This is a genomic window from Prosthecobacter dejongeii, from assembly GCF_014203045.1.
In the GTDB taxonomy this organism is placed as follows: domain Bacteria; phylum Verrucomicrobiota; class Verrucomicrobiia; order Verrucomicrobiales; family Verrucomicrobiaceae; genus Prosthecobacter; species Prosthecobacter dejongeii.
The window spans coordinates 64,911-79,802 of sequence record NZ_JACHIF010000013.1 but is presented as its reverse complement, the minus strand read 5'-3'; the positions used below and the strand labels follow the sequence as shown (position 1 = coordinate 79,802).

The following is a 14,892-nucleotide window of genomic DNA, read 5'->3' as shown; positions in this document are numbered from 1 at the left end:
ATCAATGCAGGAAGTGGCGGTGGCCCGTGAAGACCATGGCCATTTTGCGCTCATCGGCCGCAGCGATGACTTCTTCATCACGCAGGCTGCCGCCGGGCTGGATGGCTGCGGTGGCTCCGGCTTCAGAGCAAGCGATAAGGCCATCAGCAAATGGGAACATCGCATCGCTGGCGACGACGCTGCCTGCGAGAGAAAGGCCTGCTTCTTTAGCCTTCCAAATGGCGATGCGGCAGGAGTCCACGCGGCTCATCTGGCCTGCGCCGATGCCAAGGGTACGGTCATGAGTAGCGAAGACGATGGCGTTTGACTTCACGTGCTTCACCACACGCCAGGCAAAGCGCATGGCTTCCAGTTCCTCACGTGTCGGGGGGCGCTGGGTCTTGACTTTGTTCTCCAGGTCTTCCAGCCCTAGTGCACGTGGGTCACTGTCCATGACGAGGACACCGCCAGGGGCACTACGGATGATGGGGTCGCTGAAGGTCTTGGTGACTTCAGGCAGCATCTGAATGAGGCGCAGATTTTTCTTTTTCTGAAGAAGCGCGCGGGCATCGGCATCGAAATCTGGGGCGATGATGATGTCTGTAAAAATCTCTGAGATGATGCGAGCTAAGCCCAGCGTCATGCTGCGATTGATGACGATGACGCCGCCGAAAGGAGCCTGTTTGTCTGTCTCGAAGGCTTTCGCCCAGGCTTCACGCAGATCTTCATCCGCACAGCCGATGCCGCAGGGATTGGTATGCTTCAAGATGGCAACCGTGGGGCGGCGGAACTCATGAATGAGGGCTGCTGCACCGTGGATGTCCAGGATGTTTGTGTAGCTGAGTTCCTTGCCATGCAGCTTCACGAAATAATCGCTGAAATTGCCGTAGAGGGCTGACTTCTGGTGTGGGTTATCACCGTAACGCAGCTCACTGTGCAACGGCAGGCTGAGGGAGAAAGTTTTTTGGGTGACCTGCTCTTTATTCAAGAAGCTAGCGATGGCGGCATCGTAACTGGAGGTGCGCTGGAAGACTTTGCAGGCTAGGCGCTCGCGGGTAGCCAGGGTGGTCTCACCCTTATTTTCCTTCAGTTCAGCCAGAACGATTGGGTAGTCCGCAGGATCCGAAATGACAGTGACCCAACGGTGGTTTTTGGCTGCACTGCGCAGCATGGAAGGGCCGCCGATGTCAATGTTCTCGATGGCCTCCTCCAGCGTCACATCCTTTTTAGCGATGGTCTGCTCAAAGGGATAAAGATTGATGGCGACGAGATCAATGACGGGGATGTTGTGCTTGGCCGCATTTTTTTTGTCCTCATCGTTGTCGCGACGCTGTAGCAAGCCCCCGTGGACTTTAGGGTGCAAAGTCTTGACACGACCATCAAACATTTCCGGAAAACCGGTGTGCTCGGAGACATCAATGACGGTCAGGCCAGCGTCTTTAAGGTGTTTTGCCGTGCCGCCGGTGGAAAGGATTTCAATCCCAAGCTCAGCCAGACCTTTGGCAAAGTCGAGGAGACCGGTTTTGTCGGAAACAGAAAGGAGGGCGCGGGCGATGGGCATGTGAACGAGGTTGTGTTACGGGAGAGAGGAGTAAAGGGGGAAAGCGAGCGCGGGCAATGGGGAATATTGGGTGATTCTGGGACCCGGCCATGAAAAAGGGAGCCTGGATGACCCAGACTCCCGATGCAGGTTAAAGATATTTTTTAGCGTGCCTTGGTTACATGACCATGCCACCATCCACAGCCAAAACCTGACCTGTGATGTAGCGTGCCTCGGCACTGGCGAGAAACGTGGCAGCAGCAGCGATGTCCTCAGCCTGGCCGAAATCGGCGAGCGGGATTTTTTCCAGCACCGCGGCCTTCACTTTTTCATCCAGCACGCCTGTCATGTCCGTGGCGATGAAGCCTGGGGCGATGACATTGGCCGTGACTCCGCGTCCGGCAAATTCACGGGCGAGGGATTTGGTGAAGCCGATGAGGCCTGCCTTGGATGCTGCATAGTTAGCTTGGCCAGCATTACCGATGAGACCGATGACAGAAGCGACATTGATGATGCGAGCCCCTTTTTGTTTCAAGATGCTGCGCTGGAAGGCCTTCACCATGTTGAAGGCACCCTTCAGGTTTGTATCTACCACAAAGTCCCAATCTTCTTCGCTCATGCGCAGCAGCAGGCCGTCTTTGGTGACGCCTGCATTGTTGACTAGGATGTCCACGTGATCAAAATCCGCCAAAATGATCTTGCCCAGTTCTGCCACTGCCGGCCCATTGGCCACATCGACAGCATAGCCTTTAGCGGCCCCTGGATACTTGGCATTGATGGCCTCGGCCGCGGCCTGGGAGTTGGCTTCGGTGCGGCTGATGATAGCCACTTTGGCCCCTTCCGAAGCGAATTTTTCAGCGATGGCTTTGCCGATGCCACGCCCGGCACCGGTGACGACTGCGACTTTATCTTGGAGTTTACCCATGTGGCATCATGGCCAAGTCAGGCCTTCTGGCAAGCGCGGACCTATTGCCTCAATCGAAGAGTCCGCCAATCACCGAGCCGATGCCTTCTAGGGCCAATCCCAACAATTCCCCCGCATCCACTCCATCCATACTTTCCAGGATCCTGCCTAGAGTGTGACGAACGCCGACAATGGCGAAGAAAAAGAACAACAAAGACAGCGCCGCCATGCCCAGTCCACGGCTCGTACTCTCTGCCATAAACCCGGCATAACTTCCGTAGGCACACGCGGCCGAAATGCCTCCCAGACTCCAGCGATACAGGGCAGGTAGTAACTGTACCTTCACCTCCAGCAGTTCTTGACGATCCAGGGGATGGCCAGCTTTGAGCGAGGCTTTGATGCCTGCTTTTTCAATCCGTGGCAGGAGTTTTTTAGCTTTGGAGGTCATGGGGTGGGGGCATGCAGGCTTGGGAATGAAGTGCGCGTTTGGGCCAGTTGCCAATTCCAAAGCAGGGGTGTTGATTCCAATCAGTAGTCGAAATGGACATAAGAAGATCATTTCCAAGCGGGTGTGGCATCAGTAAAAATCAGTCACTTATGAATACACGCCGTCACTTTCTCGCCGGGCTTACCTCGGCTGCCGCAGCTACCTTCACGGAAACTTTGCGTGCTGCTCCTGACCCGAACAAAGATGTGGTGATCGGTCATGGGAAACACCAATACAAAGTGAATAAAGACTGGGTGGCTCCGGGGCAGGGGAGGCATCATCCTATCTTGAATTGCCATGAGATGGTGCAGGTGAAAGATGGGCGGCTTTTCATGATGGGTGATCATTGGGATAACCAAATGTTGGTTTTTAAGCCTGATGGCACGATCTTGGAATCTTGGGGCAGTGTGTGGCCTGGAGGCCATGGGCTCAGTCTGAGCCGGGAAAATGGCGAAGAATTTCTTTTTGTGACGGACAGTGGCCTGTGGAAAAGCGGTAATGGTGGTTACCGGCAGACGGGTCGTGTTACAAAGATTGACCTAGCTGGGCGAGAACTTTTTAGCCTCAGCCATCCGATGAGTGTGGGAGCCTATGAGCCAGACATGTTTTTCAATCCTACAGAAACAGCGGTGGCTCCGAATGGAGATATTTATGTGGTGGATGGCTATGGGTCTAACTATGTATTGCGTTACGATCAGCGAGGGAAATTCATTTCCCGATTTGGCGGTAAGGAAGGGGTGTCTGAAAATGAACGGCTGAACAATGCCCATGGAATCGAGATTGATACTCGCAAGGGAGCGGATCAAGCGACCGTGCTGGTGACCTCGCGGGCGGATCATTGTTTTCGCCGCTTTAGCTTGGAAGGTAAATACCTTGAGACTCTACCTGTGCCGGGGTGCAAGGTGTGTCGCCCGGTCATTTCAGGGCAGGAACTGTATGCAGGGGTGTGCTGGTCGCTGGATCCTGTGCGTAGCAAGCTGCCACAAAACCCTTCGGGCTTTACGGTGATTCTGGATGCAGCGGGGCAGGTGATCAGTGCACCAGGGGGGAGCGAACCCGTTTATGAAAATGGGGTGCTCAAATCTCTCACTCAGGCCCAGCCTGTGATTGATCACGGGCACGATGTCTGCGTGCTGGACACAGGAGACCTGATCGTGTGCCAATGGAATGCTTTTCAGACCTATCCCATCAAGCTCGAAAAGATCGTCTAGCTAGGGCTTGGCAATGGCCCGAGAGGCGATCTCTTCAAATCGGCGTAGCCACACAGTCGGGTCCGTTTCTTGGCGCAGCCAATGACGCCCGCTATTGCCCAGGGCGGCTCTTTGGCTAGGGCTCATGGCTTCCAGGTTAAGGACGTCTTGCGTCAGTCCATCCACATCACCTGGCTCGTGCAGGAAACCAGTACTCCCGTGTTGAACGGTCTCAGCCAGACCGCCGGAACGGGCTGCGAGCACAGGCTTGGCATAGTCATAGGCTTCGTATGTTACCAGGCCTAACGGCTCCCACCAAACGGAGGGGATGATCACCGCACGGCTGCGAAGGAGCTGATCTTTTTTGGTTTCTCCCCCCACGGTTCCTAAAGCGCAAATGAAGGGATTTCCACGTGCGTGCTGGGCCACCAGACCTGCGAGAGGGCCATCTCCGGCGATGTGGAGGCGAGGTGTATTTTTACCTAACTGCCGGTGGAGCGTGTCCCAGGTTTTGAGCAACATAGGCAGCCCTTTTTCTTCAATCAGACGGCCTAAATAGAGGTAATAACCAGCATCCTGTTTTTCGGGGGCCTGGGGCATAGCGTCCCAGGCATGACGGAGGGTGACGATACGGTCTGGATGCACGGCACCTGCCTCGATGAGGCGATGGCGCATGAAGTCTGAAATGGCTATCCACGTTTTCACACTTTCCAACCAGCCACTGCGGTGAAGGAGCTTTAAAAGCACGGCCATGAGAGCACTGCGGGTGACAGATCCCATCCATGCTCCTTCACGCACTTCCGCTGCGTATCGCCCATGCAGAGGATCTGGCAGCACCCGCCCACGAGAGTAAAGGCTGCCGCCTACGGAAAAGGGGCGGTAGTTATGGAGAAACTGCACCACCGGCAGCTTGCGTTTCAGCGCGCTGTGGTAAAGGGCAGGGGACCCCACGGGATAGATATTGTGAAAAATAGCGAGCTCAGGCTGAGCCGCAGTGATGGCGGCCTCGAAACGCTGTTTGCCTTCAGGATTATAAAAAAGCTTCCTCGCCTGAGCTAGTTTGCCTGGTGCACCTGGCTGTGTCCATTCCTGACTGTCAAAGAGGCAGGACGAGACCTGATGTCTTAGGCTGAGATGCTCGTGGATGCGTCCCACGGCATATTCCTCTCCCCCAAAAGAGCGGTAACGATTGAAAACATCAAGGATGGTCAGGGACATAGCATTCTGGGAATCCATTCGATCATCGCACAGACTGCGCCACGACCAATGGGAATGTCTAATAAGCCATTGTCATGTGGCAGCGAATCGGGAACAATTCACCCATCATGAGTGATACCCCCCAGGACCCGCCAAATCCCTCCAAACCGACGCCATCTCCCGATGAGATCACCCGGAAGCTGGAGGATTTCATCAAAAACAGCCTCGGTGGACAGGTGGTATTTTCTCGGGTTGAGCCAAGTCTGCGCGGAGGTATCCCCGAGGAGGCAGCTCCGGAGGGACCTCCCGTGGAGGAAGAGCCTGCGGCCACCTATGATTTCCAATACAAACCCGCAGACATCAAAGCCTACCTGGATCGGTTCGTGATCCGTCAGGATGAGGCAAAAAAAGTGCTCTCGACGGCTGTCTGTGACCATTACAACCATGCGCGGATGCTGCGTGAGCACAAAAAGCAAAAGGGGGCAGGCCAGTTGGAATTCACCAAACAAAACGTCCTCATTACAGGGCCAACGGGTGTGGGTAAAACCTACCTCGTGAAACACATCGCGGACCTGATCGGTGTGCCGTTTGTGAAAGCGGATGCGACGAAGTTTAGCGAAACGGGTTATGTAGGGGCTGACGTGGATGATCTGGTGCGCGACCTCGTTGCGAAAGCCAATGGCAATGTGGAACTGGCGCAGCACGGCATCATTTACCTGGATGAAATTGATAAACTGGCCACTGGGGGGGAGGGCCGAATCGGCCGGGATGTGAGCGGGCGTGGTGTGCAGACGGCTCTGCTCAAGCTCATGGAAGAGACTGAGGTAGCTCTCTATGCGCCTAACGATATGCGCAGCCAGATGCAGATGATGTTTGATACTCGCAAAGGGCGCACGGGCCGTGAGGTGGTGAATACCCGCAATATCCTCTTCATTGTAAGCGGTGCCTTTTCAGGACTGGAAAAAATCATCGAAAAGCGGCAGACTAAATCTGCCATCGGTTTTGGGGCGATGATGGCAGAGAAACCGCAGGCAGAGGAGCTATTGAGGGAAGCGCGTACGAAGGACTTCATCGATTATGGTTTTGAGGCTGAGTTCATCGGGCGTCTGCCTGTTCGTGTTTTTTGTGATTCGCTGAAGGCAGATGATCTCTTCCAGATCATGAAGAACAGTGAGGGCAGTCTCATTCGTCAATACGAGCGGGAGTTTCATGCTTACGGTGTTCGCACCGTCTTTGAAGATGATGCACTGCGGGCAGTGGCAGAGCGTGCGGCGGATGAAAAAACAGGAGCGCGTGGTTTGGTGACTGCGTGGGAAAAAGTCCTGCGTGATTTTAAGTTTGAACTGCCCAGCCTGGGGCTACCCGATTTGATCGTGGATGGCCCTTTGGTGGCGGATCCGCTCAATGCTCTGGAACGCTGCCGTATAGATGCGCAGAGCTTCAGCACGGATGTGCGGGCGGAGATCGTCCACCGTTTTGCAGCTCAGTTTGCCTCCTCGCACGGATTGGAGTTGGTCTTTGATGCAGGGGCCGTGCGTGCTTTGGTCCAGCGGGCTGAGCGTGAGGGCTGCGCGGTGGATGATCTTTGCCTACGTTTGTTTAAAGACTATCCCTTCGGTCTCCAACTCGTTTCGCGTAGCACGGGGCAGAAGGCCTTTCACATCCAGCGCGAATCAGTGGAGCACCCGGACAAATTTCTGAGCGATCTCGTAGTCGAGTCCTATCGCCAGTCTGAAGCTACCGATATTTAATTTTATGGATCGCAATCGAGTCACCCTCATGTTCATCGGCATCCTGGTCTGTGTGCCAATTTTGGCTCTCTATCAGTTCGGTCTGTTTCCTGAATTGGCCTTATGGTTGGAAAAGCAGCTGCCACGTCTTTTGGTGTTACCCGAAGGAGGAGTGAAAACGAGCCTCATTTTGCAGTATGGTTATTACACCCTGTTTGCTTTCATCAGTGCCTGGGCGGGTCTAGAAATGCGGGCTTTATGGCAAAAGTTTACCTTCCTATGTGGGCTGACCTATTTAACCTTGAGCCTGACGGTGACGCTGGCCTGGATGGGCATTTTATTTGAGCCGTTCAGTGGTCTGCTCGCAGCTTGGTTAGCAGGGCTCGTTTCAGTCATGGTCGCAGATGCGGGAAAAGTAGTGCTAAAACCCAACACGATGACTGAGGTGCTGACGCCTGAAACGAAAGAAGGATGAACCTCGCGGTCCATCCTTCTTTAAAATCTAGAGCTAGAGGTAGCCTTAGAAATTGAAGCTCAGCGTGATAGATCCAAAAATCTGCCCTTCATCCTGACCGCGATATTCGCGGGTACGATAAATGTAGGCGTAGCTGAGTTTGGTGTTTTTCCAATTCACCGCAAAGCCTGCGGAGAGGTCAGCGACCAGAGGGTATTTATCCACAGAATGGCTGTCACGGAAGGTGTTGCCATCCAGGAAGATATTGCGTGCTACAGCACGGCCTTCACCACGGATGAAAAAGTGAAAACCTAGGCGATTGGCCCACGATTTGGAGGTGTAGGGATTTTCTAGGGCTGTCGGTGTGGTCGCCGCTTCAGTGATCGCTCCGGTGCCAAAGTCATCGGGAAGGTTGTAACCAAAACGAACTTCGGTGCCGACGGTCGCGTGAGTCATGACATTGCCTAAAGTAGCACCCGCATAAGGCAGGATATCCCAGTCGAAGCCGTGGTTGTCACGGCGGTCACGAATGCGCCACATGCGTTCATAAGAGATGTTAACCCCGATTTCGTTGCCTAACTGATTGTCCCATCCCTGAGGATAATCAATGTCTCGCGCTTCGTGAACAAGGCGCTGAGTTTCCTCAGCGTAGGACCAAGGCCCGACGACGCCTACGTTAAAAACGAGAGAATTTTTAACGCGTTCGTTTTTCCAGATCAATCCCATACCGACATACAACCAGCCTGCGTAGGGGCGCTGATCTTTGACCAGATCCCTGGCATCCGTATCCATCGGCGTAAACATGCTCTGTCCCAGGGTAATGGCGACATTTCGCTCATAGGTATCCGTGCCAAAACCATCAAAATAGCCTGCCATCTGTCCTAATGTGGGATCATCGCCAAACTTTTTAAGATTGGGGGAACTCCAGCCGATGCGCGCTCCATTGGTGTAATTCGCATCGGTGTTACCGAACAAATCATTTTCGAAGTAGAAAGTCAGAGTTCCATAGCGATTTGGATCAATGTCTTGAGCCTGTGCGGCGACGGGCAGCAAACAAGCTGTCAGGAGGTAAAGTAAAGGTTTCATGGGAGGAGATGAGGTCAGAAGCAGACTCACCTCGCCATGCACAAACCGTGCCCCGTCTTTAGTTTCACTCCCGACTCTGTTTATTTGGCGTTGGACCGGCTTCCAAAAAGAGGAGCCGATTGAAAAGGCGGGTGAAGTGGGATGAGTGCCAAAGCAAGAGCACAGGCTGCTATCTTGATGATAACAGCCAAGTCCCGCATGTGGCGGGCACCAATCGGCCAATCCCGACGCCGCTTTTCGGACACCTATCTTGAAGACGGAGCTGCAGTTTCAAATCAGTTTTGAAGAATGCGTTCTGCGAAACATCAATCACAATGCCCTTTGCAAAGTGCATGTCCTATCAGGGCTATGAGGTGTGGCAGCGTGGTTTCAGAGAACGAAGCTGCTACTCTTGCAGCACGATCTTGATCTTCCCCGCACTCTTCCCAGCCGCAGCCAAACTATCCATTAGGGTAGGGCTTCCGAAATTCACAGGCGTGCTCACGGGTGCGGGTGCTGTAACTGAGTCTGCTTCGAGCGCAGCTTTCAGAGCCCCTTCCACCATTTGACCACAATGAATCTTCATAGGCGGCAGAGCCCCGAGGGGCGCACTGAGTTCTGCGGCGCTCATTTGCAGAGCTTCTTCCTTGGTTTTCCCACGGATCAATTCCGTGGCCAGACTGGCTACGGCGATGGCCGTCTGGCAGCCGAAGCTTTGGAAGCTAGCCTTATCAATCACTTTCTTGCCGTCCTTTTCCTTGTACTTCAGCCACATGCGCACCATGTCTCCACAGTCGGGGGAACCGACAGTCCCTACCGCATCCGCATCGGGCATCTCGCCAAGGTTTTGCGGATTGGATAGGGCGGACTGTAGGGTTTCTTCGTTCATGGTGAGAGATTGAGGGAACGGGTGGCGTGAAGAGATTACGCCAGTCGTCCGCAGCAGTTTTTGAACTTTTTGCCACTGCCACAGGGGCAGGAGTCATTGCGACCTGCGTTAGAAAGGGGCTTCTTTTGCGGGACCATGCCAGGCAGGATCAGCTTAGGCCCATCAGAACTGGGGTTATGGGGCTTTGGCTTTTCGGGTTCAGGTTCTGGTGCGGGGCGTGCCTGAGGTTGAAGGACAAGGTTTCCATCTTGAATCTGGATGCCATTGCCTTGCTGCTGCTGCATCATGGCGATCTGGGCCAGAAATTGCTCAAAGGCAGCTAACTGCTGAGTGCTGCGGAAGAGATTTCCCAGGACCTCACCATTGATGTTGCGCATCAATTCAGCGAAAATGGTGAAGGCTTCTTGCTTGAATTCAATGAGCGGATCCTTCTGCCCATAACTGCGCAGACTGATACCTTCCTTGAGAGCGTCCAATGCATACAGATGTTCCTGCCAGAGACGGTCGATGGCATTGAGCAGAATCATCTTCTCGATCTCTTGCAGAGCTTGTGGGTTGGCACCGCTAACTTTGAGATCGTAGGCACCGAAGATTTTGTCCTTCAGCCAAACATATTGAGCTTCGAAATCGAGAGCTTTGAACTCGTCATCAAAGTCGCGCAGACCGATCGGGAAGGTGGTATTCACCCACTGGAGCAGGTTCTCATAGTCTGGCTCCATGTCGCTGCCGCGTTCTTTTGGCAGGAATTCTTCCAGACGTTCTTTGAGACCTTTTTCAACGGCTTCATTGATGAGCAGGCGTGGGTCATTGCTGTCCAGCACATCGTTGCGCCATTCATAGATGACTTCGCGCTGCTGGTTCATCACATCATCGTATTCCAGCACGCGCTTGCGCCAGGTGTAGTTACGCTGTTCCACGCGTTTCTGGGCGGTTTCGACGGAGCGGTTTAACCAAGGATGCTGAAGCTCTTCACCTTCAGCCATGCCAAAGCGTTCCATGATCTTGGTCATGCGGTCAGCCGCGCCGAAGTTGCGCATCAGTTCATCCTCAAAGCTGAGGAAAAACTTGCTCTCACCAGGGTCACCTTGACGTGCGCAGCGACCGCGAAGCTGGCGATCCACCCGGCGGGATTCGTGACGCTCCGTGGCCAGCACCATCAGGCCGCCCAGTTCAGACACACCTTCGCCCAACTTAATATCGGTGCCACGACCCGCCATGTTGGTGGAGATGGTTACGGAACCTTTTTGACCGGCACGGGCGACGATTTCGGCCTCCTGACGGTGATACTTCGCATTCAAGACCGCATGAGGAATCTTCTGCAGCTTCAGCATGCGGCTGACAGTTTCAGAAGCTTCCACACTGGCGGTGCCCACCAGGAGAGGCTGGCCCTTGGCATGGCGTTCGCGGATCATTTCGATCACCGCATTGTACTTCTCACGACGCGTCTTGTAGATGCTGTCGTTCTGATCCAGGCGCTTCACGATTCGGTTGGTCGGGATCGTCAGCACGTCCAGGCCATAGATGTCATGGAATTCGGATGCGTCCGTTTCAGCAGTACCGGTCATGCCGCCCAGCTTTTCATAAAGGCGGAAGTAGTTCTGAATCGTGATGGTGGCCAGGGTCTGAGTCTCGGCATCAATCTGCACACCTTCCTTGGCTTCCACAGCCTGATGGAGGCCATCGCTCCAGCGGCGGCCCGCCATCTTGCGGCCCGTCTGCTCATCCACGATGACGACTTTGTTCTCTTCGACGACGTATTCCACGTCCTTCTCATAGAGACAATAGGCCCGAAGGAGCTGGCTGATCTGGTGGATGCGCTGACCCTGGTGGGAAAGACGGTCCTGCAGTTCATTCTTTTTCTGGATTTTCTGGGCTTCCGTTAGGGAGGCATCACCATCAATTTCAGAATACAGGGTGGCTAGATCAGGCAGCACAAAGGCGTCCGGCTCGTCAGGGCTGAGGAAGTTGCGGCCTTTTTCGCTGAGGTCAGCGTCATGACTCTTTTCTTCGATGGAGAAGTAGAGACCTTCTTTGAGTTCAAAGAGGTCCTTCTTCTGGGTATCCTCATACATCTTCAGCTCAGCCTTTTCCAGGGCGCGGCGCAGCTCAGGATCTTCCATGCAGCGCATCAGCGCGCGGTTTTTCGGCTGGCCCAGACGGCACTGGTATAGCTTCCGCCCTGCCACATCCAGCTCGCCTTTTTTGGCGTCTTCTTTAGCCTCAGTAACTAGGCTGTTGCAAAGTGTATTCTGGCGTCTAACCAACTGTTCGACCAGCGGTTTGTAGCGCTCATACTGGTGCGTGCTTTCCGCTCCAGCCACAGGACCGCTGATGATGAGAGGTGTGCGTGCTTCATCAATGAGCACGGAGTCCACCTCATCCACGATGGCGAAGTAGTGGCCGCGCTGCACCTGCTGCTCCTTGCTGGAGGCCATGCCGTTGTCACGCAGGTAGTCGAAGCCGAACTCGCTGTTTACCCCGTAGGTGATGTCACACTGATACTGGTCGCGGCGGATGTGGCTCGGCTGGTCATTCTGGATGCAGCCCACAGTAAGGCCTAGGAACTTGTAGAGATAACCCATCCACTCCGAGTCACGGCGGGCGAGGTAATCATTGACGGTGATGACGTGCACACCACGGCCCGTGAGTGCATTCAGTGCGACTGGCAGGGTGCCCACAAGGGTCTTGCCCTCACCGGTGGCCATTTCGGCAATCATCCCGCGATGCAGGGCAATGCCGCCAATGAGCTGGACATCAAAGTGAACCATGTTCCACTTCAGCGGCGTGTCACAGACGATGTGCTCCTGACCGACAAGGCGGCGGGCGGCATTCTTCACCACTGCATAGACTTCCGGAAGGATGTCATTGAGGATCTTTGAAATGATGTTCGCAAACTTCGGCTGGATCTCATTCCAGGCATCACGCGCCTTATCAATACGGGCTTTTTTATCTTCAATAGAAGCACCGCTCCAAGCGCTCTCGGCGAGGTAGCTGCCATCCAGAGAAGGGAAGTGGGGCTTCAGTGCGGTGAAGTAACCTTCCACATGACGCAGGCAAGCTTCGACGGTTTCTTCATCGGCAATACGCAATGAAACCCCCCCCAAGAAATGAGGCGTATGAAAGGCACGGAACTGGGCTTTCCACTTGGCGCAACGCTCACGCAAAACCTCATCGGATTCGTTTTGAAGCTGGGCTTCGATGCGGTTGATCTCGGCCACAACCGGTTGCAAGCGCTTCACAGTGCGCTGGTTTTTGGTGCCGATGATTTTTTTGATGATCCACTCGAACATAACAGAAAGGGAATGACAGAAAGACCGCCGCGTCACAAAGGGGCGTGGCGGTCGGGCTAATTACTTTGGAGAGGATGCGCGACTTGGCAAGTAGGGAGGGTGGGCTTCGCTGAGGTCAAAAAAGGCACTTCTATGAGAAATTGGACGTTTTGGATGCTTGCTCGGCATGTTGACGAAAAGGAAGACGGGAGCTTTGAGTCTGAACATAGGGTTGAATGATTTAGCTAATCGGGCCTCGATGCGGCGCTGGATGTGGGATTGTGGGGCCCTATGAAACATTGCCGAGCATGCATTTCTCACTCGCATTTCCTAGCACTCCCACACATCTTTAGGGGTATGTCCAATCGCCTCCCCACCGCTTCCCAGCGCCGCAGGCACGCCCTCATCTCGGCGTGGCGTGGGATGGATGGAGGTCCGATCATAGACTTACCGCTCAAGTCTGTGGCCGACCTCATCGGGCCGATCGTTTCGCAAGCAGGAATCGGTGAGCGGATGAAGCTGGAGGAAGTGCTGGGAGCTTGGAAAGAGATCGTGGGCGACTTTCTTTACCAGCATTCACGTCCAGACTCGATTCAGCGTGGGGTGCTGATGGTGCGCGTTTTACAGCCCACCGTCCATCATGCGCTGATGATGGAGCGCCCGCGCATCTTAAAACGGCTGAAGGAGACGCTGAAAAACTCTGGCATCAAAGATGTAAGACTGAAACATGGCTGAAGTGAACGTGCATGGACTGGAATGACTGGCAGAGCATCCTACGCTGGCGGGCCCTTGAAGAAGGCGATGCCGACGGGGCCATCCTTTCTGAAGAAAGGCGCCGGGAGGCTACGGCCCGGACTCGGGGTGGACTGACGGCCGATGAGATTAAGGGAGAACCGATTAACTCCCGCGAGATCACTTTTTTGCATAAACGAGCTCAGTGGTTGGAGCGCGAAGTTGTTGGCTGGAGTGGCTCTTTGGTGAGGGTGATGGAGCGACTCGTGACCGTCCAAGGGCGTTGGTCCTGGGCTCTAGGAGGGTGGGGTATTGCTCTGGTGATCGGTTACTTTCTTTCGGGCTTGGGGCAAGCCGCGGAGTTCAATCTCTTGGCGCTGCCTTTGGTGGGATTGTTGCTCTGGAATGCCATCATCATGGGCGTGTCTTTAGTGTGGGAGCTTTGGCCTGCGCCGAGTGCTAGCCGGGGCAGCGCCTGGCTGGAATGGCTGGCGCGAGTGGTCTCCCCCGTGGGGCATGACAGTGCTGTAGAAGGCGAAACCCTCACGGGACTGACCGTGGATCAACGTTTTGGTCTCCTGGCCAATGCGCCTGCGCTGGAGCGTCTGCAGCGTCGCCTGCGTGCGTGGATGCACGTGGCCGCGGCGCTACTCGCACTAGGAAGCATCACTGGGCTGTATGCCCGCGGCTGGGCTCAGGAATACCGTGCAGTTTGGGAAAGCACTCTCCTTTTAGAATCAGGGGCTCAAGAGTTCTTTGGCGCGCTTTTTGGCCCTGCGTCTTCAGTTTTAAATTTGAATCTGCCCTTAGATCAGCTGTCGGCGATGCATCGCACGGGTGGGGTGGCCCAGGCTCCTGCAGTGGCGCGGCCCTGGATTCATCTGTATGCAGGCACTCTGTTTCTCATGATCATCCTGCCGCGTTTAGGCCTCGCTGGCCTCGCCGTCTGGCGTGCTCATAGCGTGCTGCAAAAGCGCGTGCGCAGCCTTGGCTGGCGCTCTTACCTGAAGAGAACCCTGCGTGCAGTCGAAGGTGGGCAAGAGGTGATCCATGTGCTGATCCACGCCACGGATGCTACGCCCATGCATCGCGAAGTCTGGGCTCGCGGGGTACGGGAACGTTTTGGCGCCATGATTGAGCCTGACATGATCCACATCCCTTTGGGGGATGAAGATGATTTTGTGGCTTCCTGGAAACCCAGTGGGAGCAAAGCGGTGGTGATTTTCAATTTGGCCACTACGCCCGAGCAGGAAGTGCAAAGTCGTTTCGTCCAAGATGTGAAGCAGGTCCTCATCACTCAGCATCGTGAGGCTGATCTGGTCGTGCTACTGGATGCCACCAGCATTGGAAATCGCTGGTCTCCAGATAAATTGGCAAGCCGTGAGAAGCTCTGGACAGACATGCTGCAAGGTGTGGCTGATGAGGTGATCGTGGCAGCTCGTCGGGCTTAAATTTG

At 54.7% G+C, this 14,892-nt stretch carries 12 protein-coding genes; 5 read left to right on the top strand and 7 right to left on the bottom strand.

The window, feature by feature from the left end; genetic code table 11:
- Position 1: 1 nt before the first annotated feature.
- From purH to HNQ64_RS22650, 3 genes are all read right to left on the bottom strand, one after another.
- Positions 2–1,540 carry a bifunctional phosphoribosylaminoimidazolecarboxamide formyltransferase/IMP cyclohydrolase gene (gene purH, locus HNQ64_RS22660; protein WP_184212933.1) on the bottom strand — a complete coding sequence of 513 codons (1,539 nt, stop codon included), beginning with the start codon at positions 1,538–1,540 and terminating at the stop codon, positions 2–4.
- Between the two features lie 157 nt (positions 1,541–1,697).
- Positions 1,698–2,444 (bottom strand): 3-oxoacyl-[acyl-carrier-protein] reductase, encoded by a 747-nt coding sequence (fabG, locus tag HNQ64_RS22655; protein ID WP_184212932.1) that lies wholly within the window; start codon positions 2,442–2,444, stop codon positions 1,698–1,700.
- Positions 2,445–2,493: 49 nt separating this feature from the next.
- Entirely contained in the window at positions 2,494–2,871 is a 378-nt protein-coding gene (locus HNQ64_RS22650) for a hypothetical protein (RefSeq protein ID WP_184212931.1), read from the bottom strand.
- Positions 2,872–3,020: 149 nt separating this feature from the next.
- On the opposite strand from HNQ64_RS22650, the gene HNQ64_RS22645 reads away from it, so the two are divergent.
- A complete protein-coding gene (locus HNQ64_RS22645) occupies positions 3,021–4,121 on the top strand; it encodes an NHL repeat-containing protein (protein WP_184212930.1) in 1,101 nt (366 codons plus the stop codon).
- Here the strand turns inward: HNQ64_RS22645 and HNQ64_RS22640 are convergent, their stop codons facing one another.
- A complete protein-coding gene (locus HNQ64_RS22640; RefSeq protein ID WP_184212929.1) occupies positions 4,122–5,318 on the bottom strand; it encodes a glycosyltransferase in 1,197 nt (398 codons plus the stop codon).
- 107 nt (positions 5,319–5,425) lie between these two features.
- On the opposite strand from HNQ64_RS22640, the gene HNQ64_RS22635 reads away from it, so the two are divergent.
- Positions 5,426–7,048, top strand: coding sequence for an AAA family ATPase (locus tag HNQ64_RS22635; protein WP_184212928.1), 1,623 nt, complete (start codon positions 5,426–5,428; stop codon positions 7,046–7,048).
- A gap of 4 nt (positions 7,049–7,052) precedes the next feature.
- Entirely contained in the window at positions 7,053–7,502 is a 450-nt protein-coding gene (locus HNQ64_RS22630; RefSeq protein ID WP_184212927.1) for a hypothetical protein, read from the top strand.
- A 45-nt stretch (positions 7,503–7,547) separates the two neighbouring features.
- On the opposite strand, the gene HNQ64_RS22625 is transcribed toward HNQ64_RS22630, so the two are convergent.
- The 3 genes from HNQ64_RS22625 to secA form a co-directional block, all read right to left on the bottom strand.
- Complete coding sequence (locus HNQ64_RS22625; protein ID WP_184212926.1) at positions 7,548–8,567, bottom strand: lipid A deacylase LpxR family protein; 1,020 nt, start codon at positions 8,565–8,567, stop codon at positions 7,548–7,550.
- A gap of 385 nt (positions 8,568–8,952) precedes the next feature.
- Complete coding sequence (locus HNQ64_RS22620; RefSeq protein ID WP_184212925.1) at positions 8,953–9,435, bottom strand: iron-sulfur cluster assembly scaffold protein; 483 nt, start codon at positions 9,433–9,435, stop codon at positions 8,953–8,955.
- A gap of 35 nt (positions 9,436–9,470) precedes the next feature.
- Positions 9,471–12,725, bottom strand: coding sequence for a preprotein translocase subunit SecA (secA, locus tag HNQ64_RS22615; RefSeq protein WP_184212924.1), 3,255 nt, complete (start codon positions 12,723–12,725; stop codon positions 9,471–9,473).
- 336 nt (positions 12,726–13,061) lie between these two features.
- On the opposite strand from secA, the gene HNQ64_RS22610 reads away from it, so the two are divergent.
- A complete protein-coding gene (locus HNQ64_RS22610) occupies positions 13,062–13,439 on the top strand; it encodes a DUF721 domain-containing protein (RefSeq protein ID WP_184212923.1) in 378 nt (125 codons plus the stop codon).
- Between the two features lie 11 nt (positions 13,440–13,450).
- Complete coding sequence (locus tag HNQ64_RS22605) at positions 13,451–14,887, top strand: DUF2868 domain-containing protein (protein WP_184212922.1); 1,437 nt, start codon at positions 13,451–13,453, stop codon at positions 14,885–14,887.
- Positions 14,888–14,892: the final 5 nt, after the last annotated feature.